Annotated in this window: 19 protein-coding genes and 2 pseudogenes; 13 read left to right on the top strand and 8 right to left on the bottom strand. The window is 66.3% G+C overall.

Annotated elements, in window-relative coordinates:
• Positions 1–59: 59 nt before the first annotated feature.
• A complete protein-coding gene (locus CFB39_RS33935; RefSeq protein WP_089476249.1) occupies positions 60–851 on the top strand; it encodes an MHYT domain-containing protein in 792 nt (263 codons plus the stop codon).
• 162 nt (positions 852–1,013) lie between these two features.
• Here the strand turns inward: CFB39_RS33935 and CFB39_RS33940 are convergent, their stop codons facing one another.
• Positions 1,014–1,943, bottom strand: a complete 930-nt coding sequence (locus CFB39_RS33940; RefSeq protein ID WP_089476250.1) for a LysR family transcriptional regulator — start codon at positions 1,941–1,943, stop codon at positions 1,014–1,016.
• A 112-nt stretch (positions 1,944–2,055) separates the two neighbouring features.
• Here CFB39_RS33940 and CFB39_RS33945 point away from each other — a divergent pair, with 112 nt between their 5' ends.
• From CFB39_RS33945 to CFB39_RS33965, 5 genes and pseudogenes are all read left to right on the top strand, one after another.
• Complete coding sequence (locus CFB39_RS33945) at positions 2,056–3,228, top strand: acyl-CoA dehydrogenase family protein (RefSeq protein ID WP_089476251.1); 1,173 nt, start codon at positions 2,056–2,058, stop codon at positions 3,226–3,228.
• A 42-nt stretch (positions 3,229–3,270) separates the two neighbouring features.
• Positions 3,271–3,459, top strand: a pseudogene (locus tag CFB39_RS41005) (FAD-binding protein); the annotation flags it as partial.
• A gap of 82 nt (positions 3,460–3,541) precedes the next feature.
• Entirely contained in the window at positions 3,542–4,405 is an 864-nt protein-coding gene (locus tag CFB39_RS33955) for a MaoC family dehydratase N-terminal domain-containing protein (protein ID WP_089476252.1), read from the top strand.
• Positions 4,406–4,415: 10 nt separating this feature from the next.
• Positions 4,416–5,615: a CaiB/BaiF CoA-transferase family protein gene (locus CFB39_RS33960; RefSeq protein WP_089476253.1), complete on the top strand. Its 1,200-nt coding sequence runs from the start codon at positions 4,416–4,418 to the stop codon at positions 5,613–5,615.
• A gap of 3 nt (positions 5,616–5,618) precedes the next feature.
• On the top strand, positions 5,619–6,470 hold the full coding sequence (locus CFB39_RS33965; RefSeq protein ID WP_089476254.1) for a CoA ester lyase: 852 nt from the start codon (positions 5,619–5,621) through the stop codon (positions 6,468–6,470).
• Positions 6,471–6,520: 50 nt separating this feature from the next.
• On the opposite strand, the gene CFB39_RS33970 is transcribed toward CFB39_RS33965, so the two are convergent.
• From CFB39_RS33970 to uvrA, 3 genes are all read right to left on the bottom strand, one after another.
• Positions 6,521–7,561 (bottom strand): LLM class flavin-dependent oxidoreductase, encoded by a 1,041-nt coding sequence (locus CFB39_RS33970; protein WP_089476255.1) that lies wholly within the window; start codon positions 7,559–7,561, stop codon positions 6,521–6,523.
• A 466-nt stretch (positions 7,562–8,027) separates the two neighbouring features.
• Positions 8,028–8,315 carry a DUF1330 domain-containing protein gene (locus CFB39_RS33980; RefSeq protein WP_089476256.1) on the bottom strand — a complete coding sequence of 96 codons (288 nt, stop codon included), beginning with the start codon at positions 8,313–8,315 and terminating at the stop codon, positions 8,028–8,030.
• Positions 8,316–8,612: 297 nt separating this feature from the next.
• A complete protein-coding gene (gene uvrA / locus CFB39_RS33985; protein WP_089476257.1) occupies positions 8,613–14,507 on the bottom strand; it encodes an excinuclease ABC subunit UvrA in 5,895 nt (1,964 codons plus the stop codon).
• A gap of 204 nt (positions 14,508–14,711) precedes the next feature.
• Here uvrA and CFB39_RS41015 point away from each other — a divergent pair.
• The 4 genes and pseudogenes from CFB39_RS41015 to CFB39_RS34000 form a co-directional block, all read left to right on the top strand.
• Positions 14,712–14,798 (top strand): annotated as a pseudogene (locus tag CFB39_RS41015) (arsenical resistance protein ArsH); the annotation flags it as partial.
• 167 nt (positions 14,799–14,965) lie between these two features.
• Positions 14,966–15,382, top strand: coding sequence for a plastocyanin/azurin family copper-binding protein (locus tag CFB39_RS33990; protein WP_089476258.1), 417 nt, complete (start codon positions 14,966–14,968; stop codon positions 15,380–15,382).
• Between the two features lie 375 nt (positions 15,383–15,757).
• Positions 15,758–16,735, top strand: a complete 978-nt coding sequence (locus CFB39_RS33995; RefSeq protein ID WP_089476259.1) for a chromate resistance protein ChrB domain-containing protein — start codon at positions 15,758–15,760, stop codon at positions 16,733–16,735.
• Positions 16,732–17,910: a chromate transporter gene (locus CFB39_RS34000; RefSeq protein ID WP_089476260.1), complete on the top strand. Its 1,179-nt coding sequence runs from the start codon at positions 16,732–16,734 to the stop codon at positions 17,908–17,910. The genes CFB39_RS33995 and CFB39_RS34000 overlap by 4 nt, the downstream gene beginning before the upstream one ends.
• A 266-nt stretch (positions 17,911–18,176) precedes the next feature.
• Here CFB39_RS34000 and CFB39_RS40410 read toward each other — a convergent pair whose 3' ends face one another.
• Together CFB39_RS40410 and CFB39_RS41020 are read right to left on the bottom strand one after the other, a co-directional pair.
• Positions 18,177–18,425: a helix-turn-helix domain-containing protein gene (locus tag CFB39_RS40410; RefSeq protein ID WP_306426946.1), complete on the bottom strand. Its 249-nt coding sequence runs from the start codon at positions 18,423–18,425 to the stop codon at positions 18,177–18,179.
• A gap of 6 nt (positions 18,426–18,431) precedes the next feature.
• On the bottom strand, positions 18,432–18,563 hold the full coding sequence (locus tag CFB39_RS41020) for a hypothetical protein (protein WP_256991516.1): 132 nt from the start codon (positions 18,561–18,563) through the stop codon (positions 18,432–18,434).
• Between the two features lie 81 nt (positions 18,564–18,644).
• Here CFB39_RS41020 and CFB39_RS34010 point away from each other — a divergent pair, with 81 nt between their 5' ends.
• The 3 genes from CFB39_RS34010 to CFB39_RS34020 are packed head-to-tail and all read left to right on the top strand — an operon-like array spanning position 18,645 to position 21,018.
• Positions 18,645–19,076: a DoxX family protein gene (locus CFB39_RS34010; RefSeq protein WP_244115436.1), complete on the top strand. Its 432-nt coding sequence runs from the start codon at positions 18,645–18,647 to the stop codon at positions 19,074–19,076.
• Between the two features lie 11 nt (positions 19,077–19,087).
• Positions 19,088–19,831, top strand: coding sequence for an SDR family NAD(P)-dependent oxidoreductase (locus tag CFB39_RS34015; protein WP_089476261.1), 744 nt, complete (start codon positions 19,088–19,090; stop codon positions 19,829–19,831).
• Positions 19,832–19,884: 53 nt separating this feature from the next.
• Positions 19,885–21,018, top strand: coding sequence for a D-alanyl-D-alanine carboxypeptidase family protein (locus CFB39_RS34020; protein ID WP_256991518.1), 1,134 nt, complete (start codon positions 19,885–19,887; stop codon positions 21,016–21,018).
• Positions 21,019–21,086: 68 nt separating this feature from the next.
• On the opposite strand, the gene CFB39_RS34025 is transcribed toward CFB39_RS34020, so the two are convergent.
• Together CFB39_RS34025 and CFB39_RS34030 are read right to left on the bottom strand one after the other, a co-directional pair.
• Complete coding sequence (locus tag CFB39_RS34025; protein ID WP_089476263.1) at positions 21,087–22,547, bottom strand: amino acid racemase; 1,461 nt, start codon at positions 22,545–22,547, stop codon at positions 21,087–21,089.
• Positions 22,544–23,818, bottom strand: a complete 1,275-nt coding sequence (locus CFB39_RS34030; protein WP_089476524.1) for a dicarboxylate/amino acid:cation symporter — start codon at positions 23,816–23,818, stop codon at positions 22,544–22,546. Before CFB39_RS34030 ends, CFB39_RS34025 begins: the two co-directional genes overlap by 4 nt.
• Positions 23,819–23,828: the final 10 nt, after the last annotated feature.

Here is a 23,828-nt window from a genome sequence, read left to right on the forward strand (position 1 = left end):
CACTCGCAAAAACAGGGCGCCCTCAAACGACCAAAAGCCTATAACCGAGAATAACGATCATGTCCGGCACCTACGACCCTACGCTCGTCGTACTTTCCTGCTTTCTTTCGATCCTCGCATCGTTCACGGCACTCAATATCTCCGATCGCCTGAATCTCATCGGGAATCGTTCGATCTGGCCCTGGATCGCGTTCGGCGGATGCATCATGGGGCTCGGCATCTGGTCGATGCATTTCGTCGCCATGCTGGCATTTCACCTGCCGGTGGCTGTTGGATACGATATTCCCACCACCGTCGCTTCCTTGCTGATTGCGATTGCGGCTTCGGCCGTCGGCTTCGTCCCGCTCGCCCGCTTCGCGCTGCACTGGCCGCAACTCATCGTCAGCGCAATCGTCATGGGACTGGGCGTCGCCGGCATGCACTATCTCGGCATGCAGGCAATGAGCATCTGCTCCGGTATCCGATACCAGCCCTGGTTGGTCGTGCTGTCCGTCATCATCGCGATCCTGGCAAGCGGCGCCGCCTTGTTGCTGGCCTTCGACCTGCGCCGGCCGAGCACATTCGGCAGAACACGCCAGATCGGTTCGGCCATCGTCATGGGCGTGGCCGTGTGCGGGATGCACTATTGCGGCATGGCAGCGGCCAGTTTCGAACGAGGCAGCGACGCGACGGCAACCCTCTCCAACCTACCCGCACCGTGGCTGGCCGGTATCGTCGTGACGGTCAGCCTGGTGATTTTCCTGGTCGCCGCCGTGATCATGGTGCTGGATGCCAGGATCAACACCCAGGCGCGAGAACGCGTTCAGGCGACATTGAGCACCCATCTCGATCGACGGAATCCGACTCGCTGACAGCGCACGCTCGGCTTCATCCGGGCACGTCAAAACGGGCTTTTCCCCGCTCTCCCGGCCCGGCACACCGAGTGCACGGGTGGACGGCCGCTTCGGCGCGCCGGCCTGTCCCGCCGGGGTAAGACCGCACGTGAGGCGGCTCACCCCGACAACACGCTCGCCCTAGCCCAGCCAGCGCGCGTCCGGCCAGTCGCCCTGGTCGAACGTCGCCTTCACGCAATCGAGCAGCACACCGACCACGCAGCGCACCGGCGCCGTGGCCTGCCGGCTGCTGGGCGCCGCGAGCACGATCGTGCGCCGGACGCCCGGCGACGCGAGCGGCGCCGCGCTCAGGATGCCGCGCTCGACCTCATGCGTCACGCCGACGGCCGGCAGGATCGTCCAGCCGTGGCCTTGCGCGACCAGTTCCTTCTGCACGCTCAACGCATTGGTTTCGGCGAACACCTGCAACGTCACGCCCGCCTCGGCCGCCGCGTGCTCGATCGCCGCGCGCAGGCCCTGCGGCGCGGAAGGCAGGATGAACGGCTCGCGCGCGACCCGATCCAGCGACACCGGCCGCTTGCGCGACAGCCCGGCCGACGGCGCCGCGACGGCCCACAGACTCTCGTCGATCAACGCCTTGACGTGCAGCGCGGGCGTCTCCTTCTGCCCGTACAGCAGCGCCGCATCGACGTCCCCCGCTTCGAGCCAGTCCTGCAGATGGCCCGCGTAGCCGATCGTGAGCCGCAGGCGGATGTGCGGGTAGCGCCGTGCCACCTCGCCCGCCAGCCGCGTGGCCAGCAGGTCCGACGTGCTGGCCAGCAGCCCGATGCTCACGATGCCCGCCACCGGCCCGTCGGTCGGCTGGATCTCGGCCTTGGCGCGCGCCACCTCGTTGAGGATGCGGCGTGCGTATTCGAGCATCGTCTTGCCCGACGACGTGAGCTGCATGCCGTGGCGGCTGCGGTCGAACAATTCCGTCCCCATGTCCTCCTCGAGCAGGCGCAGTTGGCGCGACACGGCCGGCTGCACGAGATTCAACAGGCTCGACGCCCGGGTGACGTTGCCCGTTTCGGCCACGGTGACAAACGCGCGCAATTGCTTGAGATCCATCGCGGATACCTCGATACCAAAAACTGATTCGACGATCAGGAAATTCTATTGTTTAAGAAATCCATCAAAACTTATTATGGACTCGACCCATGCCAATGACGAGACACGATTCATGAGCGCCTCCGTTTTTTCCGCCCCCGACCAGTACCAGGCAATCCGCGACGCGGTACGCAGCCTGTGCAATCAGTTTCCGGCCGACTACCACCGCAAGATCGACGAGGCGCGCGGCTACCCCGATGCGTTCGTCACGGCCCTCACGCAGGCCGGCTGGCTGGCCGCGCTGATTCCGCAGGAATACGGCGGCCCGGGGCTGTCGATGGCCGAGGCGTCGGTCATCATGGAAGAGATCAACCGCTCCGGCGGCAATTCGGGTGCGTGCCACGGCCAGATGTACGTGATGAACACCATCGTGTTCAGCGGCACCGAAGCACAGAAGCAGCGCTACCTGCCGCGCATCGCGGCAGGCGAGCTGCGTGTGCAGTCGATGGGCGTGACCGAGCCGACCACCGGCAGCGACACCACCAAGCTCAAGACCACGGCCGTGAAAAAGGACGGCCGCTGGGTCATCAACGGCCAGAAGGTGTGGATCTCGCGGGTCCAGCACAGCGACCTGCTGATCCTGCTCGCGCGCACGACGCCGCTCGACCAGGTGCAGAAGAAGAGCGACGGGCTGTCGTGCTTCATCGTCGAGCTGGACAAGGCGATCGGCAACGGCCTCACGGTGCGCCCCATCCTCAACATGGTCAATCACGAGACCAACGAGCTGTTCTTCGACAACCTGGAGTTGCCGGAAGACGCGTTGCTCGGCACTGAAGGCAAGGGGTTGAAGGTGATCTTCGACGGCCTGAACGCCGAGCGCACGCTGATCGCGGCCGAGTGCATCGGCGACGGCTACTGGTTCCTCGAGAAAGCGCGCGACTACGCGAGCGAGCGCAAGGTGTTCGGCCGCCCGATCGGGCAGAACCAGGGTATCCAGTTTCCGCTCGCCGAATCGTTCATCGAGCTGGAGGCCGCGAACCTGATGCGCTGGCGCGCCTGCGAGAAGATCGACGCGCGCCAGAACGCCGGCGTCGAGGCCAACATGGCCAAGTACCTGGCCGCCAAGGCCAGCTGGGAAGCGGCCAATGCGTGCCTGCAGACGCACGGCGGCTTCGGCTTCGCGTGCGAATACGACGTGGAGCGCAAGTTCCGCGAAACGCGCCTGTACCAGGTCGCGCCGATTTCCACCAACATGATCCTCGGGCATGTGGCCGAGCACGTGCTGCAGCTCCCGCGTTCCTACTGATTCCGGAAGGATTCCTCTCCATGAAGATGCTCGTACCCGATCGGCAAGATCGCCGCGCCGCAGCTTTACATCGCGGTCGGTATCTCGGGGGCGATCCAGTATTTGGCCGGCATGATGGATTCGACGGTAATCGTCGAGATCAACAAGGATTCCGAAGCACTGATCTTCATCGTGACCGACTACACCCTCGAAGCCGACCTGTTCGCGGCCGTGCCCGAACGGGTCAACGCACGCTGCCGGCACGGGCGACCGGCACCCGACATGCTGGCGCCGGCTGCCTGCCTGACGCTTCAATCATCGAGCACCCAATACCATGAGTGTCGAACCTTCCGAATCCTTCGACGCGTGGGTCGGCCGGAGCGTTGACAGCGCGGACCGGATTACCCGGGCCCCCGTCCGTCTGCTGCAGGCGGCACTGGACTACGCGAACCCATCCGAACTCCCCGCGACACTGCCGCCGCTGTGGCACTGGCTGTACTTCCTGCCGGGCGAACGTCAGTCGAACATCGGTGTCGACGGTCACCCGCGGCGCGGCGGCTTCCTGCCGCCCGTCACGCTGCCGCGCCGCATGTGGGCCGGCGGACGGTTGCAGTTCCTGCGCCCGCTGGCCGTCGATGCGCCCGTGCAGCGCCGGTCGACGATCCTGAGCGTGCAGAGCAAGTCCGGCCGCAGCGGCCAGCTGGTGTTCGTCACCGTACTGCACGAAACGAGCGATGCCGAGGGCGTGGCCATCCGCGAGGAACAGGACATCGTGTACCGCGACGCGCCGCCTCCTGCCACTGCCGGCATACCGGCACCCCAGCCGGCACCGGCACCGGCGCCGACGGACGAACAGTATTCGCGCATCGTCACGCCCGATCCGGTGCTGCTGATGCGCTTTTCCGCCCTCACCTTCAACGGCCACCGGATTCACTACGACCGGCCTTACGCGATGCAGGAAGAAGGCTATCCGGGCCTCGTGGTGCATGGCCCGCTGATCGCGATGCTGCTGCTGGAGGAACTGCGTCGCACGCACCCCGGCAAGACCATTCGCCGCTTCGAGTTCAAGGCCGTCAGCCCGCTGTTCGACACCGCGCCGTTCACGGTGAACGGCAAGCTCGAAGGACATGCCGCCCGCCTGTGGGCGCGCGGCCCGCAAGGGCAGTTGGCCATGCAGGCCAGCGCCGAACTGGAATAACCATCCGACCATGCAAGCTCGCAAAGCTCAACCCGGCCCGCTCAGCGGGATGACCGTCGTCACGCTCGAACACGCGATTGCCGCGCCGTTCTGCACGCGCCAGCTCGCCGATCTCGGCGCCCGCGTCATCAAGGTGGAGCGCCCCGGCGTGGGCGATTTCGCGCGGGCGTACGATCACCGCACCCGCGGTCTCGCGTCGCATTTCGTGTGGACCAACCGGTCGAAGGAAAGCCTCACGCTGGACCTGAAGCAACCGGCCGCGCAGGCGGTGCTGGGCGAACTCGTGGCCCAGGCCGACGTGCTGGTGCAGAACCTCGCGCCCGGCGCGGCCGCGCGCATGGGCCTGTCGTTCGATGCGCTGCACGCGAAGCACCCGCGGCTGATCGTCTGCGACATCTCGGGCTATGGCGCCGATGGCCCCTACCGCGACAAGAAAGCGTACGACCTGCTGATCCAGAGCGAGGCGGCATTCCTGTCGATCACGGGCACGGCCGATGAACCCTGCAAGGCCGGCAACTCGATCGCCGACATCGCGGCGGGCATGTATGCGTACACGGGCATCCTCAGCGCGCTCCTGCAGCGCGGCGTCACGGGCATCGGCTCGCACGTGGAAATTTCGATGCTCGAGGCGCTGGCCGAGTGGATGGGCTTCCCGATGTACTACGCGTACGACGGCCAGCAGCAACCGGGCCGCAACGGCGCCGCGCACGCGACCATCTATCCGTATGGCCCGTTCAAGGCCGGCGACGGCCGCGTCGTGATGCTCGGCCTGCAGAACGAGCGCGAATGGAAGACGTTCTGCGACGTCGTGCTGCGCGACCCGGCGCTCGCGACCGATCCGCGCTTCGACGCCAACGTGCACCGCTCGGAACACCGTGCGGAACTGAAGGCCGTGATCGAACAGGCGTTCTCCTCCCTCACCGCGCAGGACGTGATCGCGCGCCTCGACGAAGCACAGATCGCGAACGCCGCCGTGAACCAGATCGGCGATCTCTGGACGCATCCGCAACTGCACGCGCGCCAGCGCTTTCGCACGATCGACTCGCCGGCCGGCGAACTGCAGGCGCTGCTGCCGCCCGCCACGATCGACAGCTTCGACGTGCGCATGGACGCGGTACCCGCGCTGGGCGAGCACAGCGCGGCCATCCTGCATGAACTCGGGCGCACCGACGCCGATATCGAACAACTGCGCGCCGCCGGCGTGATCTGAGCCATGTCCAAGCCCCTTTCCCCCGTCCGTCACGCGCGCAGCCTGCTGTTCGTGCCGGCCACCCGCCCCGAGCGCTTCGCGAAGGCGCTCGATTCGGGTGCCGACTGCATCATCGTCGACCTCGAGGATGCCGTCAGCCCCGACAGCAAGGACGACGCCCGCGCGCAACTCGCGCAGCACCTGCCGCTGCTGACGGACGAGCAGCGTGCGCGCACCGTCGTGCGCGTGAACGCGGTCGGCACGCCGTGGCACGACGCGGACATCGCGCTGCTGCGCGACTGGGCCGCGCAACGCGTGGCCGTGATGCTGCCGAAGTCCGAAGATGCGGGCGCGCTGCGCCACGTCGCGGCGCAGCTCGGCGAGCACGCGCAACTCGTCGCGCTGATCGAATCGCTGGCCGGGCTCGATGCGGCCGACGCGCTGGCGCGCGACCCACAGGTCGTGCGTGTCGCGTTCGGGCATCTGGATTTCCAGCTCGACCTCGGCATGCGCGCGACGCCCGACGAGCCGGAGCTGGCCTTTGCGCGCAATGCGATCGTGGCCGCGTCGCGTCGCGCGCAGTTGCCGGCGCCGATCGACGGCGTGACCACGCGCACCGACGATGCCGAGCGTCTGACGGCCGATGCGCGGCGTGCGCGCGCGTTCGGGTTCGGCGGCAAGCTGTGCATCCACCCGGCGCAGGTCGCCGGCGTGAACGATGCGATGGGCTATTCGGAAGACGAGCAGGCGTGGGCGCGCCGCGTGATCGACGCAACCGCGAAACACGGCGGCGCCGTGTTCAGCCTGGACGGCCGGATGGTCGATCTTCCGGTGATTCGGGCGGCCGAGGCGATCATCGCCGGTACGCGGAAATAATCGATCGCGACTACGCGGCGCGCCCCACCGGTGCGCACCCGCGCCGCCGCTCAGGCCGCCGCTTGTTCGCGCCGATCGGCGGGACGCCAGCCGAGTGCCGGTGCGATACGCGTGATGACATCGTCGAGGATCTGCAGATAGTTCTCGAACGGCAGGTTGTAGGGCAGTTCGACACGCAGTTCCCGCACCTGTCCGACCACCGGATCGGCCAGCAGCCGCTCCAGGATTTCGTCCGAGGGGCCGAAGAGATCCGGCGCGTACAGTGTGCGTCGCTCGCCCTGCGGCGCCAGCGTGCGGGCATGACGCCCGTCTGCAAACGCGCGATAGCGTTCGCGCTCTTTCGCGCTCGCGCCGTCGGTCGGGACGATCACGCGCCCCAGCGAGATACGCGGTGCGCGGGCTTCATGCCAATGGTCGCGATACAGCGCCAGTTGCCGCGACTGGGCATCGAGATAACTGTCGGTGCCCTCGCCCGTGGTCACGTTGGCGATCAGCAGGTTGAAGCCGTTACGGGCCGCCCATTCGGCCGAGCGCGCGGACCCCGCGCCGTACCAGAGCCGCTCCGTCAAGCCCGGTGCGAAGGGGCTCACGCGCGGCCGGACCTTGCCCGCAGCCGATTCCACGAACGTGTCTTCGTCACCGAGCCAGTCGCCGGCCAGATTGCGGCGCAACCGGGCCACGCGGGCATGCGAGAAGTCGACCCGTTCCGGATCGGTGTCGAACAGGCGTTCGCCCAGCAGCGCCCCGTGAATTGGCGCCCCCGCGCTGAGCCCGACGTTGAGCCGCCCGCGCGACAGCACGTCGACGGTGGCGAGATCCTCGGCCAGCCGGAACGGATTCTCGTATCCCATCTGGATGACCGCCGCGCCCAATCCGATCCGCGTCGTGCGCTGGCTCGCCGCCGCGAGAAACGTCGCGGCCGACGAGACGGCGCGCTCGAGATGGCGTTGCCGTATCCAGGCGCCGTCGTAGCCGAGCGCCTCGCCCGCGTGGAACAGGTCGAGCGCCCGCTCGAATCCCTCCGCTGCGTCTTCGCCGGGGTAGTTTCCCGCTGTCAGGAAGGAAATTTGATCAATGCGTACGTTGCTCACTTTCGTGTCCTTCGCTATCAGTCGAAATTCGAAAGGAAATGAGACATCGCGCTCGACCTCGAAAAGGTCGAGCCCATCGGATTCAAGCGGTCACGAGAAAGCGTGGAAGGGACTGGCGACTTCACATGCGTCGTCGATTATGGAGAATGTGCGACTGACCCGTTGCGGTCATTTCTTCTATGGATATGACGCGCGCATCCATAATGGAATGCGCGATCGAGGCTGGGCGGTTCGACGCCCGTTGCCGATCGCCGAGCGGCTGCGCGCACGCGGCCTCGGCCTACGCGCACCGCGTCGGGATCGACCGGCGAAATCGGGGCGCCCGGGCGATACGGCGCCGACGGCTCGGGCTTCAACAGCTTGCGTGACAGCGCTGCCGGAAAGCCCCGCTCGCCCTTGCACAGCGACACGATCCTCCAGCCGAAGGCGGAGTCGCCGCGACGGTCGACAAGAGACTCACGCCCCGTCAGACGCCTTCGACCAGCACGGCCCGAAAGCGTGCGCCCTTGAAGCGGTGCGGAACGATGGCCTGGTATGCCGGGCTGCCATACCACGCATGCGCGGCGTCCCTGGATGGAAACTCGACGATCACCACCCCTTCCGGGCCGTCGCCCTCGAGCGTTTCCTGCGGGCCATACGCGGCCAGCACCTTCAACGGGTGGCCGGCGATCGTCGCGCCGACCTTGTCCTGGTAGAGATCGAGTTCCTGCTGATCCTGCGTGCTTTCATGCGTGAAGACGATATAGGTCGCCAAGATTGCACTCCTGATGCGTTCGAGAATGATGGGACGATCCGCAGATCGTCCGCCGGACAACGGCACTCATCCTAACCATCGGGCGCGCTTTCTCTTATCCCCCTGCTTCCAACTCTCTATTCGAGCCGGATTAACAATGGACGCACCCGGTCGGTCGGGCGCATGTCGCAGCCCCAAAAGAAAACACCTCTCGACGAGGGGTGCATGAACCGGAACGCAGTGCGCCCCCAGCCGCTGGCAAGTGAGCTGGGGGAACTCACCGCCCGGCACCGGAGCCGTCGAGACGCAGCGTCGCGCTCACCCTACCCGCGCTTCGCCCTCGCGCTCGGCTTCGCCTTCGTCCGACCCCGTTCGCGCCAGCACCGGCTTGAGCGCCTGCCCGGTGTGGCTTGCGCGCACCTGCACGAGCGCTTCCGGCGGCGCCGCCGCGACGATCGTACCCCCGCCCACGCCGCCTTCCGGCCCGAGATCGATGATCCAGTCGGCTTCGGCGATCACGTCGAGGTCATGCTCGATCACGACGACGCTGTGCCCCGCATCGACGAGCCGGTGCAGCACGCGAATCAGCTTCGCGACGTCGGCCATGTGCAGGCCGACCGTCGGTTCGTCGAGCACGTACAGCGTGTGCGGCGCCTTCTGGCCGCGCCGCGTGATGTCGTCGCGCACCTTCGTCAGCTCGGTGACGAGCTTGATGCGCTGCGCCTCGCCGCCCGACAGCGTCGGCGACGGCTGGCCGAGCGTCAGGTACCCGAGCCCGACATCCTTCATCAGCTGCAGCGGATGCGCGATGTTCGAGATCGGCGCGAAGAATTCCACCGCCTCGTCGATCTCCATCGTCAGCACGTCGCCGATGTTCCGGCCGCGCCACGTGACGGCGAGCGTCTCCGGGTTGAAGCGCTGCCCGTGGCACACGTCGCACGGCACCTTCACGTCGGGCAGGAAGCTCATCCCGATCGTGCGCACGCCTTGCCCTTCGCATGCGGGGCAACGCCCGTCGCCGGTATTGAACGAGAAGCGCGATGCCGTGTAGCCGCGCGCCCGCGCTTCGAGCGTATCGGCGAACAGCTTGCGGATCGTGTCCCACACGCCGATATAGGTGGCCGGGCACGAGCGCGGCGTCTTGCCGATCGGCGTCTGATCGACTTCCAGCACGCGGTCGATCTGCTCCCAGCCGCTCAGCGACTCGCAGCCCTGCCACGCATGCGTGACGTTCAGCGACGGCCGCGGCGCGCTGCGCGCGAGCACGCTCGAACGGCGGTTGGTGGCCGGCGCATCCTGCTGCGCGGCCTTGCGTGCGCGGCGCGTGGCCGGCGACGACAGCACCGAGCGGCCGACCGCGTCGAGCAGGTTCGTCATCAGCACGTCGCGCGCGAGCGTCGACTTGCCCGAGCCGCTCACGCCCGTCACCGCGACGAGCCGCGCGAGCGGAATGCCGACCGTGACGTCACGCAGGTTGTGCAGCCGTGCGCCGTGCACGGTCAGCCAGGCCGCCGGCACCGCGGCGCCGCCCTGCTTGCCCGGCAGGCTCACGCTGCGGCGCGGCTGCAGCGGGTGCGTCATCGGCTGCGCGAGCAACCGGCCCGTGACCGAATCGGACTGCGCGGCCAGATCGGCGACCGCGCCCTGCGCGACCAGCGTGCCGCCGCGCTTGCCGGCGCCCGGGCCGACGTCGATGATGTGATCGGCGCGGCGGATCGTGTCCTCGTCATGCTCGACGACGACGAGCGTATTGCCCTTGTCGCCGAGCTTGCGCAGCGCGTCCAGCAGGATCTGGTTGTCGCGCGGATGCAGGCCGATCGTCGGTTCGTCGAGCACGTAGCAGACGCCCTGCAGGTTGCTGCCGAGCTGCGCCGCGAGCCGGATGCGCTGCGCTTCGCCGCCCGACAGGCTCGGCGCCGCGCGATCGAGGCTCAGGTAACCAAGCCCGACTTCCTCGAGAAACGCGAGGCGGCTGCCGATCTCGCTGACGATGTCGCGTGCGATCTGCGCGTCGCGCCCCGTCAGTTCCAGCCCGTCGATCCAGCGCCGCGTGTCGGACACCGTCCATTGCGCGACCTCGACGATCGGATGCGCGTCGAACGTGACCGCGCGCGCGGACGGGTTCAGCCGCGTGCCGTGGCAATCCGGGCACGGCTCGTTGCCCACGCCTTCCGGCTCCTGCTCGTCGGACGGCAGCGTCTGCTCGCGGCCACGATCATCGCCGGCGAGCACCGTGTCGTCATACGCGGCGCGCTGTTCGCGCGTGAGCGTGACGCCGGTGCCGACGCAGGTCGTGCACCAGCCATGCTTGCTGTTGTACGAGAACATCCGCGGGTCCAGCTCCGGGTAGCTCGTGCCGCACACCGGGCACGCGCGCTTGACCGACAGCACCTTGACCGTGCCGACCCGCGCGGTCGAATGATCGTTCTGCATCGCGTGGTGCAGCCCGTCGAGCGGTGCGAGCAGATGCATCACGCCCTTGCCGAGCTCGAGCGTCTCGTCGAGCACGCGCCGCAGTTCGGCCTCGTTGTCCGGCGACACGACGATATCGGCCACCGGCAACTCGATCGTGTGCTCGCGGAAACGGTCGAGCTTCGGCCACGGATCGACCGGCACGAACTCGCCATCGACGCGCAGATGCGTGCTGCCGCGCGCCTTCGCCCACTTCGCGAGATCCGTATACACGCCCTTGCGGTTGACGACGAGCGGCGCGAGCAGCCCGACGTGCTCGCCGCGATGATCGCGCAGCAACTGCGCGGCGATCGATTCGACGGACTGCGACGTGACGGGCGTGCCGTCGTGGATGCAATGCTGCAGGCCGAGCTTCACGTACAGCAGCCGCAGGAAGTGCCAGACCTCGGACGTGGTCGCGACCGTGCTCTTGCGCCCGCCGCGCGACAGCCGCTGCTCGATCGCGACGGTCGGCGGAATGCCGTACACCGCATCGACTTCGGGGCGGCCGGCCGGCTGCACGATCGAGCGTGCATACGCATTCAGCGACTCGAGGTAGCGGCGCTGGCCTTCGTGGAACAGGATGTCGAACGCGAGCGTCGACTTGCCGGAACCCGATACCCCGGTGATCACGTTGAACTTGCCGTGCGGGATGTCGACGTCGAGCGCCTTCAGGTTGTGTTCGCGCGCATTGACGATCCGCACGACGTCTTCGCCCTCGATCGCACGCCGCTCGCGCGCCGCGTTCAGCACGGCCTGCAGCGGCTTGCCTTCGTCGGCGAGCGCCAGCTCGGCATCCATTGCGCGGTCGTACTGCAGCAGCGCCACGCCGGTATGCGATTCGGCGCAGGCCTTCACGTCGTCGGGCGTACCCGCGCACAGCACGAGGCCACCGCCGTCACCGCCTTCCGGGCCGAGATCGATCAGCCAGTCGGCCGCGCGGATCACGTCGAGGTTGTGCTCGATCACGATCAGCGAATGGCCGGCCGCGAGCAGCTTGCCGAACGCCTGCATCAGCTTCGCGATGTCGTCGAAGTGCAGCCCGGTGGTCGGCTCGTCGAACATGAACAGCTTCGCCCGCGCGATGCGCGCTTCTTCCGTGACGACCCGGCGCCCATTGACGGCCGCCGCCGATTCGGCGAGGAAGCCGGCCAGCTTCAGCCGCTGCGCTTCGCCGCCCGACAGCGTCGGCACCGGCTGGCCGAGCTTCACGTATTCGAGGCCGACGTCGACGATCGGCTGCAGCACGCGCAGCACCTCGGCGTCGGTCGCGAAGAACGCGGCCGCTTCGCTGACGGTAAGGTCGAGCACGTCGGCGATGCTCAGCGCGCGGCCGTCGCGCTCGATGCGCACTTCGAGAATCTCGGCACGGTAGCGGCTGCCGTCGCAATCCGGGCAGCGCAGGTAGACGTCGCTCAGGAACTGCATCTCGATATGCTCGAAGCCCGAGCCACCGCAGGTCGGGCACCGGCCGTCGCCCGAGTTGAAGCTGAACGTGCCGGCGCCGTAGCCGCGTTGCAGCGCGAGCGGCGCCTTCGCGAACAGCTTGCGGATCTCGTCGAACGCGCCGACGTAGCTCGCCGGGTTCGACCGCGTGGTCTTGCCGATCGGCGACTGGTCGACGAACACGACGTCGCCGACCTGGTCGGCGCCCGTGAGGCTGCGGTACGCGCCCGGCGACTCGGTCGCCTTGCCGTGGTGCCGCGCCATCGCCGGATAGAGCACGTCCTGCAGCAACGTGGATTTGCCGGACCCCGACACGCCCGTCACGCAGACGAGCCGCTGCAGCGGAATCTCGACCGTCACGTCGCGCAGGTTGTGTTCGCTCGCGCCTTCGAGCACGATGCGCGGCGTGTTCGCGTCGACCACCCGGCGCGCCCAGTTCGACGCATGCGCGACATGCTTGCGGCCGCCAAGGTACTCGCCCGTCAGCGTATGCGCGGAGCGGATGTCGGCAGGCGTACCGTCATAGACGATCGTGCCGCCGCGCTCGCCCGGGCCGGGCCCCATGTCGATCAGCCGGTCGGCCGCGAGCATCACCGACGGATCGTGTTCGACGACGACCAGCGTATTGCCCGCATCGCGCAGCCGCTGCATCGCCTCGACGATCCGCGTGAGGTCGCGCGGATGCAGCCCGATGCTCGGTTCGTCGAGCACGAACAGGGTTTTCGTGAGCGACGTGCCGAGCGCCGTCGTCAGGTTGATCCGCTGCACCTCGCCGCCCGACAGCGTGCGGCTCTGCCGGTCGAGCGTCAGGTAGCCGAGCCCCACGTCGCACAGGTATTTCAGGCGCGTGCGCACCTCGGCGAGCAGCAGCTTCAGCGCATCGTCAAGCAGCGCGCTCGGCAAGGTGATGTCGTCGAAGAAACGGCGAATGCGCTCGATCGGCAGCAGCATCAGGTCGTGCACGGTCAGGCCCGGCAGCGCTTCGAGCTGCGCGCGGCTCCAGTCGACGCCGCGCGGCATGAAGCGGCCGGCCGGCGCGAGCACGCCGTCGGCGTTTTCCTTCGAGCCGAGCCGCCATTGCAGCGATTCCGTCTTCAGGCGCGCGCCGCCGCACACGTCGCACGGCGTGTAGCTGCGGTATTTCGACAGCAGCACGCGGATATGCATCTTGTACGCTTTCGACTCGAGATAGCCGAAGAAGCGCTTCACGCCGTACCACTGGCTCTGCCACTTGCCGTTCCAGTCCGGCGACCCGTTGACGACCCAGTCGCGCTCGGCGTCCGACAGCTCGGACCACGGCGTGTCGCGCGGGATGCCGGCTTTCGCCGCGTAGCGCATCAGGTCGTCCTGGCACTCCTTCCAGGCGGGGGTCTGCATCGGCTTGATCGCGCCGCCGCGCAGCGTCTTGCGCGCGTCGGGGATCACGAGGCCGAGATCGACGCCGATCACGCGGCCGAAGCCGCGGCAGGTTTCGCACGCGCCGTATGCCGAATTGAACGAGAACAGCGCCGCCTGCGGCTCCGCGTAGCGCAGGTCGCTGTCGGGATCGTGGAGCCCGGTGGAGAAGCGCCATACCTGCGGCTCGGCAACCGCGTTCCCGGCGTCGGCCGGCAGCACATAGACGTTCACGCGCCCGCCGCCGCGCTTCAGCGACGCCTCGATCGCCTCGACGACGCGCACCTTGTCGGTGTTCTGCACGCGGAAGCGGTCGGCCACCACGTCGAGCACCTTGCGCGGCCCGGTGGGCGACGCGACCTCGCGCTGCGCCTGCACGCGCGTATAGCCGCTCGCCGACAGCCACTGCGCGATTTCTTCATCGGACACCGCTTCCGGCAGTTCGACCGGGAACGTAACGACGACGCGCGGATCGTCCGCCTGCGTGCGCGCGACGAGCTCCGCGTAGATCGTCTCCGGCGTGTCGTGCCGCACCTGCCGCGCGGTCTTGCGGTCGAACAGCTCGGCCGCGCGCGCGTACAGCAGCTTCAGGTGATCGTTCAGCTCGGTCATCGTGCCGACGGTCGAGCGCGAGCTGCGCACCGGGTTGGTCTGGTCGATCGCGATGGCCGGCGGCACGCCGTCGACACGCTCGACCTGCGGGCGGTCCATCCGGTCGAGGAACTGCCGCGCGTACGCGCTGAACGTCTCGACGTAGCGCCGCTGGCCTTCCGCGTACAGCGTGTCGAACACGAGGCTGGACTTGCCGGAGCCCGACGGGCCGGTGACGACCGTCATCTCGCCGGTACGCAGGTCGAGATCGAGATTCTTGAGGTTGTGCTGACGTGCTCCGCGAATGCGGATCAGATTGCTGGATGACAATTTGCCTGCCCGTCTGAATGAGTTAGCCAGAGTGCTCGGTGCCGGAACGCTGCGGCGGATGCCCGCAGGCGCGGCGCACGGGCCGCAACGGTTACACGTGTGCGGCTCGATTGCGACGGACACTATACTGTATATTCATACAGTTTTCCATGACGACCCTGGCGCCGTCATGGGCAGGCGGCTGGCGAGGGGACGAGACGCCTGCCGGAGCGGCATGGCGCGATGACGGGCACCCTGAAATCACGGATCGCCCGGATTCCGCCGTCGGTCGCCGCTGTCCGTCCAATGCAGGCGGACCCCAGGAATAAACGCCTCGCAGCGCACGTTTACCGCACGTACCGCCCCACGAAAGCGTTCATGCCGTCGCACTGGCAGGGGTGTCTGCGTGCGCGGCATATCGCATACGGCCATCGCCGGACGCTTGGCGGGTGCGGTGTTTCGTTGCACCGGGAGCCATCATGAACGCCACTTGCCGAATCGCCATCCTCGCCAGCGTGACTGCGCTCGGCATGACCTCGCCTGCCAGCCGGGCAGAGCAAACCGTCAACGCGACGTTGCTGTCGAACGCGATCCAGCTCGAGACACACAGCGTGAAAGCGGGTCGCGTCACGCTTGATGTCAGGAATGCCGCGGACAACAACATGGAACACGAGCTCGTCCTGCTCAAGACCGATCTCGCGGATGACGCACTCCCTGTCCGCAAAGGCCTGGTGCTGGAGCACAAGTTGAAAAAGATCGGCGAAGTCGAAGACATCGCACCGGGCAAGCGCAAACGCGCGTCATTCACGCTCGTGCCCGGACGCTACGCGCTGATCTGCAACAAGCCGGGACACTATGCGGCCGGCATGCATACCGTGCTTGTCGTCACGCCGTGAATCGCCTGGCCGAACCGAACGCGCCGGGTACCGGCGCCCTGCGACCGGTATAGAAGACTTCGCCACGTCGCGCGGCGTGTGCGTCGTCGACCCGGACACTGCTTCACGCCATCCATCGGCGCGTCCGCTGCGTCACGCCGATCGATACCCCAGTCCTGATTGCCCCTTCCCCACGTCTCGCTTGCGCGACAGAGACTGCCGAGCAGGCGACCCGTTGCCTGCCGGTTCGCTGCGGTAATGGGCGTGCCGTGCCGACCATCCGAATCCCGCCGATGACGGTTGCCGGTCGCCGGCTGATGACTGGCGCAGCCCCCTGCTTGTACCGTTCGAAAAGTTAACTTGTAGAGTCAATGACGAGTTAGTAGCATTGTCTACATGAACACTTTATCGATCTGGTCACTCCTCGTTCTGACCCTTCCGACAGAAAACGCGACGGCCCGCATGCGGTTCTGGCGTGCACTGAAGGCGAAGGGTTGCGCGGTGCTGCGCGACGGCATCTACCTGCTGCCGTACACCGGAGAGCATGAAGCGACCCTGCGCGAGCTCGCGGACGCGATCGCCGAAAGCGGCGGCACGGCCTACCTGCTGCGCGCGCCCAGTCTCGACGCGTCACAGGAACAGGAATTCCGCGCGCTGTTCGATCGCGACGACGACTACGCGGCCTTCACGCGAACCCTCATCGACGCGCGCAAGACACTGGCCGGACAGTCCCCCACCGAACTCACCCGCCTGCTGCGTCGCCTGCGCAAGGATTTCGACGCCATCCGGGTGATCGACTATTTCCCGGGCGATTCGGCCACCCGCGCCGAAGTCGCGCTGCAGGATTTCGTCGCGCTGGTCGACACCGTGCTGTCACCGGGCGAGCCGCACGCCGCGGACCGCGCCATTCGCCCGCTGGCGATTGGCGAGTACCAAGGTCGCACGTGGGCGACGCGGCAGCGGATGTGGGTCGATCGCGTCGCGAGTGCATGGTTGATCCACCGATTCATCGACACGCGCGCCCGCTTCATCTGGCTTGCAGCGCCGGCGGATTGCCCGGTCGACGCGCTCGGTTTCGATTTCGACGGTGCAACGTTCACGCACGTCGGCGAGCGCGTGACATTCGAGGTGCTACTCGCCAGTTTCGGGCTCGAAAACGACGCCGCGCTGATGCGGCTCGGCGAGATCGTGCACGCGCTCGACGTAGGCGGCCCCGCCGCGCCCGAAGCGGTGGGCTTCGAGGCCGTGATGGCCGGCATGCGCCAGCGCACGGAAAACGACGATCAGTTGCTCGAACAGATGAGCGCCGTGCTCGACGCCCTGTATGCGCACTTCACGTCGAATGGCAAAAACCAGACCACGGCCAGATCATGACCACTACCGTCGCCACCACCGAACCGACCTACTCGCTGGGCGAGCTGGTCGCCTACATGCTGCGTCTCGGCACCTTGGGTTTCGGCGGGCCGGTCGCGCTCGCGGGCTACATGCGTCGCGACCTGGTCGAGCGTCGCGGCTGGATCACGGAGGCCGACTACAAGGAAGGCCTTACGCTGGCCCAGCTCGCACCGGGGCCGATGGCGGCCCAGTTGGCGATCTATCTCGGCTTCGTCCACTACCGCCTCCTCGGCGCGACGCTGGTCGGTTTCGCGTTCGTGCTGCCGTCGTTCCTGATGGTGGTCGCGCTCGGGTTCGCGTACGCGCATTTCGGCGGGCTGTCGTGGATGCAGGCCGTCTTCTACGGCGTCGGCGCCGCGGTGGTCGGCATCATCGCGATGAGCGCGTACAAGCTCACGACCAAGACCGTCGGCAACGACAAGCTCCTTTGGGCGATCTTCCTGACGCTGGCTGCGGTGACCTTCATCACGGAATCGGAAATCGCGTGGCTGTTCGTCGCCGCCGGCCTGATCGGCTGGCTGTGGCATGCACCACCGAAGTGGCTGCACAAGGGCGGCCTGAATGCCGTTGCCGCTGCCCATCTTCCCGCGGCCAGCGGGTTGCTGAGCGGCATCGATTTACCGCAGCTCGTTCAGATCGGCGCTTTCTTCATGAAGGCGGGTGCGTTCGTGTTCGGCTCCGGACTCGCGATCGTGCCGTTCCTCTATGGCGGCGTCGTCACCGAACATCACTGGCTGAACGACAAGCAGTTCGTGGATGCCGTCGCGGTCGCGATGATCACGCCCGGCCCGGTCGTGATCACCGTCGGCTTCATCGGGTATCTGGTCGCGGGATTCCCGGGCGCACTCGTCGCTTCTCTCGGCACGTTCCTGCCTTGCTATCTGTTCACGGTCATTCCCGCGCCTTACGTAAAGAAATACGGGCACCGGCCCGGCGTCAAGGCGTTCGTGAACGGCATCACCGCCGCAGCCGTCGGCGCGATCACGGGCTCCGTTCTCGTTATCGCGAAGCGATCGATCGTCGATATCCCGACCGCGCTGCTCGCCGTCGCAACCGTGTTGCTGCTGTGGCGCTTCAAGAAATTGCAGGAACCGGTGATCGTGACCGCTGCCGCCGTCATTGGACTCGTGGCGTTCCCGCTGCTTCATCATTGACTCGAGTTTCCGGGAAACAGACGTGACGTGCCCGTTGAAAGCGTTGGCATGCGATCGTCATTCACCTATCGGAGAAAGCCGTTCGAGCGACTCGACAAGGCGCGCGTAATGTGACGGTTTGCGGGGTTACGCATTTCATCACGGTACTTGCCCCGACCATTGTCCTGCCCGCTAGCAACAAGCGCGAGCCCGGTCAGGGTGCCGGCGAGACCAGGATTCTTCAGGTTGTTCCCACGTGCTCCGCGAATGCCGGGGAACGCGCCAGATCACCCCAGCTTCGCCTTGGCGGGACTGGTCTTGCGTCCGCGCCCCGGCAGCTTGACCGGCACGGTGCGCCCATACTCGTTCCACCACGCCGTCAGCGCCTCTATCGTCGGCCCGAGGCCGCGCGCCTTTTCGGTGATGTCGTATTCGACGCGCGGCGGCACTTCCGCGAACACCGTGCGGGTAATCAAGCCGTCCGCTTCCAGCTCGCGCAACTGCGCAGTCAGCATGTGCTGCGTGATGCCGGGAATCGATTTTCATAGTTTACCGAATCGATAAACGCGCTGGTTGAGCAGCCACATGATCTCCAGCTTCCACTTTCCGGAAAGCAGCGAGAATGCGCGCCGCATTTCGTCGTGCATGTTCACTTCGTCGGCGTCATTAGTCATCTTTTCCATACCTGCAGACAGAAAATCATCCTACTTGCGGGCTTTCATCTTAGACGACATTCTTGTGCCAAGTCGACATCGATGAAACTCAGGAACCCGCAACAAATGGCTGAAAATTTCGCATACTGGACCAGCACCGCTTTGCTGTCGCTGCTCTATCTCACGTCCGCGACGCTCTATATCGTCAAGCGCGATCGCGTCCGAAAAATCCTCGTCGGATTCGGCTATCCCGCGTATCTCGTGCCGCTCCTGACCGTCGCCAAGATCGGCGCCGTCGCGGCCATCCTGGCCCGTGTCAGCGTGCCGCTCAGCGATCTCGCGTACGCGGGCGTCTTCTATCACTTGCTGCTTTCCGGACTGGCGCACGTCGGTGTTCGCAAGCCGCGCGGCGCGCTGCCGGCAGCGGTCGCCCTCATCTGTCTCGTCGTTTCATTCACCACGCAGAACGAAGCACGCGACATCCCGTCACCGGATGGCGTCGCCGCGACAACGGGTCACGCGATCATCACCTAAAGGAGAACACCATGGCCCGACTCAGCGGGAAAATCGCCATCGTCACGGGCGCCGGCCGGGGAATCGGACGCGCCACCGCGAAACGGTTCGCTGCCGAAGGCGCAACGGTAGCAGTCGTGTCGCTCACGCCGGCCAACGTCGATTCGGTCGTGGCCGACATCGAGGCCGCTGGCGGCCGTGCGCTCGGCATCCCTTGCGATCTCGGCAGTGCCGACCAGATCAACGCGGCCGTCGACAAAGTTGCCACGACCTGCGGCGGCATCGACATCCTCGTGAACAATGCGTTCGATCCATCCGCGCCGTTTTCGTCGATCACCGATTTGTCGGTGGAGAAACTGCAACGCAATTTCGATCTCGGACCCATCGCGTACCTCCGGACGATGCAAGCGGCCTACCCGCATCTGAAAGCGAGCGGCGCCGGCCGCGTGATCAACTTCGGATCGATGGCCGGCGTCATGGGCCTCGCGGGGTACGGTCCGTACAACATGGCGAAGGAAGCGGTGCGCGCACTGACGAGAACCGCCGCACGCGAATGGGCCGCCGACCGGATCACGGTCAATAACGTGCTGCCGTTGGCGCAAACGTGGGGCGAGCGTGCCGACGTACCGCCGCCGACCAACCCGCTGGGGCGTTTCGGCACACCCGACGATGACATCGCGCCGGTTGTCCTGTTCCTCGCCAGCGAGGACGCGCAGTTCCTGACGGGCTACAGCCTCACGCCGGACGGCGGCTCGATCATCGACAGCGCACGCTGAACGCCGCTCGGCATATACGTTGCTACGGCATACGGCTCACGCATCCCGGCCGTATGCCGCACACGCATCACGCGATGCCGACACGGCATCGCGCGTGTCACGTCATCCCTTATGATCGGCGTCCGCACATCCTGTCGCGCCGCGTCGCAATCGACGCTTCCCCGTCGATCCATCCGCTCGACACCCGATCAGCCCTATCCCTCAAGGCTCACATTTCCATGCAGGTTATTTGGCATACGACCCGACGATTCCGCTCCCTCCGCTTACCCCTGTTGCTGGCTTGCATCACCGCATGTTCGACGGCGCTTGCCGAAGCCGCGCCCGCGCCCGCGCCCGTACCACCGACCATTCAAGCCGCATCGTGGCTCGTCGTCGACGGCGAATCCGGACAGATCCTGGCCGAGCACGATGCGGACGCGGAGCGTCAGCCCGCGTCGCTCACCAAGCTCATGACCGCGTATATCGTCCTGCGTGCATTGCGCGACGGAACCCTGGACCAGGACGAGAAAGTGACGGTCGGTGTGTCCGATGTGGCGGAAGTCGGCAGCGACGAAGCCCGTATGTATCTGGTCCCAGGACAGCGCGTCACCGTCAGGAACCTGGTGCAGGGCCTGATCGTCGCGTCGGCGAACGACGCGGCGCTGGTGCTGGCGAAACGAGTCGGCGGCTCGCTTGCCGCCTTCGAGCAGTTGATGAACGATACGGCACGACAAATCGGCATGCAGCACACGCGTTTCACCACGCCATCCGGCATCACGACGCCGGGCAACCATTCGACCGCTCGCGATCTGTCCACGCTGGCACGCCGTCTCACGGTGGACTTCCCGGAATACTACGGCTACTCGTCGAAGCAACACTTCGCGTACGGAAAATTCGAAAAGCGCAACAAGAACTGGCTGCTGGGCAGGGATCCGTCTGTGGACGGCCTGAAGACGGGGCACACCGCGGCCGCCGGGTATTGCATCGTCGCGACCGCGAGCCGGCCGCAACAAGCGCCGGCGATGACGCGCCGCGTGTTCGCGGTAGTCCTCGGCGCGCCCACTGCGGCCGCAAGAATATCGGGTGCGGAGCAGTTGCTGAACTACGCCTTTTCGTCGTTCAAGGATTACGCCTCGGCGCCCGCCTCGGGACACCCGTTCATCACGCGCGCGGCCGGGCCGAGTGCCGTCGACGCTGGCAGAACATGACTTCGCGCCGAGGTGCACAAACAACGCCTCGGCCACGTCATCGACGCCCGATCCGGACAGAAGCCGAATCAGCCCCCTCCCGCTGTCGCATGGGCTATACACGCGCGCGCCAGCACGTCGGTCGGGTCGACCAGCGTCGCCCGCCCACCGTTGCGCGCGACGTATTCGCCCCCCGGCAGCAGGATCGGCAGCTCGGTACATCCGAGCACGATCACGTTCACGCCGTCGGCAATCAACGCGTCGACGGCAGCGTCGATATCTTCCTTGCACTGTCCGGCCGTGAAGCCCGCCTTGACACCCGCCTTTCCGTAGATCGCTTCCATCACGCGCGCCTGCAACGCCGGTGCGGGCGCGACTTGCCGGAGTCCTTGCTGCGCCAGCGCCTTTTCATACACACCGCTTTCGATCGTGCCGGACGTCGCCAGTACACCGACCTCGCGTAGCGCCGGGTAGGTGTCGCGCAAGTGAGCGACCGTGACGGTCAGCATGTTGACGATCGGAATGTCGAGATACGGCTGAATCCGCTCGACGAATGCATGCGCGGTATTGCACGGAATCGCGATGACGTCCGCATCGCCGTCCTCGAGCTTCTTGCAGGTCGCGTACAAGGCGATCGTCGGGTCCACGCCGGCACCCACGAGATTCTCGGTTCGATCGGGGATTTGCGGATTCTGTTCAACCAGCAGCTTGATATGGTCCTGGTCGCGCGCCGCCGGCGTGTTGCGCACGATCTTGTCCAGGAAATCGACCGTCGCGGCCGGACCCACGCCGCCGACCACGCCGATCTTGAACGTCGATGCACGGGAGCCGAGCGGCGCCGATACCGCGTACTGCGCGTAGGCGAGATTCGAATCGATCAACGGCACCGGCAACGGACCGATTTCATCCGCGACCAGCGCAATCTCGGTCAGCCCCGGGACGATGACTTGCACACCCTGATCAACCAAGTCCTCGCAAGCGCGGCGCAACAGCTCGACCGGACGGCCCCCGAGATTGCCTCGCTTGATGCCGTCGACACCGTAGACGGCTTCCGTCACGAGATCGACGCCATCGTACGAACGCGGATAGACGATGTCGAATGGCGGCGACGGGAAATACGCATCGAAGAGCCGTTTTTCCCGCACATAGTCGGAAGCCAGCACGCCAATGCGTGTCGCGTCGGGATACTTGCGTTGCACATGGCTGCGAACGGCTTCGACGATATCCACGATTGGCAACCTCGTATTCGCCTTCAACTCGTCGATGAACGTGTGGCTCAGGAAACACGGGAGCACGACCGTCGTCACGCCACGCGCCTCGAACGCCCGGATCATGTCGAACACGTACAGCTTGCGTTCGATGGTCGCGGCACTGCCCGACCCCGCGCCATTGAACGGGTATTGCTCGAAAATCGCTTCGACATGCTCATCGTCGGAAGACGCCGGCGTCGCCTTCACCATCTTGAAGAACACGTCGGCGCTGCCCAGCGGCCCGAGGCCGCCGACCACGCCGAATTTTCTTCGAGTGTTCACGCTGTCCGTGCCCATCATGCATTCAGCTCCGGCTCGTCGAATACGGCGCCGCTCGACTTCACGGCTCGCCGGCCCTCCCACTTCGCGATCACGGCCGTCGCCACGCTGTTGCCGATCACGTTCGTCATCGTGCGCCCCATGTCGAGGATCTGGTCGATCGCGAGGACCATCGCGACGCCGGCCACCGGCAGATGGAACATCGGCGCGACCGCCGCGACCACGACCACCGAGCCGCGCGGCACGCTCGCCATGCCCTTGCTGCTCAACATCAGCACCAGCAGCATGAACACCTGCTCCGACAGCGGCATGTGCACGCCGAACGCCTGGGCGATGAAGAGGGCGGCAAATGCCTGATACATCATCGAGCCGTCGAGATTGAATGCGTAACCCAGCGGCAACGTGAAGCCCACCACCTTCTTGTCGACGCCGAACTTCTCGAGCTGCTCGGTCAGCCGCGGATAGGCGGCCTCGCTGCTCGCGGTCGAGAAGGCGATCAGCGCGGGTTCGCGCACGGCCTTCAGCAGGCTCACGACGCGTCGCCCGAGAAACGCATGGCCGACGCCGATCAGGATCATCCAGAGGACGAGCAAGCCGAGATAGAACGCGCCGATCAGCTTTCCATACGTGTAGATCACGTCGAGCCCGCGCAGCGTGACCGACGACGCGATCGCACCGAATACGCCGAGCGGCGCCGCGCGCATCACGTAGTTCGTCAGGCGCAGCATCACCGGCACCATCCCGTCGATCGACTGGATCACGACGCCGACGCGCTTGTCGTGCTTCAGCGCACTCAGCGCGACGCCGAGAAAGACCGAGAACACCAGGATCTGCAGGATGTCGTTGCGCGCCATCGCGTCGAGCAGGCTGGTCGGGAACGCATGCGTGATCACGTCCCGGGCGTTCAGCGCGGCCGTATTCAAGCCGGTATTGACCTCGCCGGCGGTTGCCGTGAGGTTCAGGCCGGCGCCCGGCTGCAGCGCATTGGCCATAACGAGGCCCAGACTCAGCGAAATCAGCGACGCGCAGATGAACCACCCGATCGAGCGCAGGCCGATGCGCCCGACGTCCTCGCCGCTGTCCATGCCGGCCAGGCCGGACACGAGCGTCACGAACACCAGCGGCGCGATGATCATCTTGATCAGGCGCAGGAAGATGTCGGTGACGATCGAGAAATAGCCGGCGATCGTCTTGAGCGCGCCCGGGTCCGCGATGTGGGTGTGGCAGAGATAGCCGGCGACGACACCGAGAATCATGCCGACTGCGATGCTGAAGGTAAGGCGATTTTTCATGTCCATCCGT

The sequence above is a fragment of the Burkholderia sp. AU6039 genome, assembly GCF_002223365.1.
In the GTDB taxonomy this organism is placed as follows: domain Bacteria; phylum Pseudomonadota; class Gammaproteobacteria; order Burkholderiales; family Burkholderiaceae; genus Burkholderia.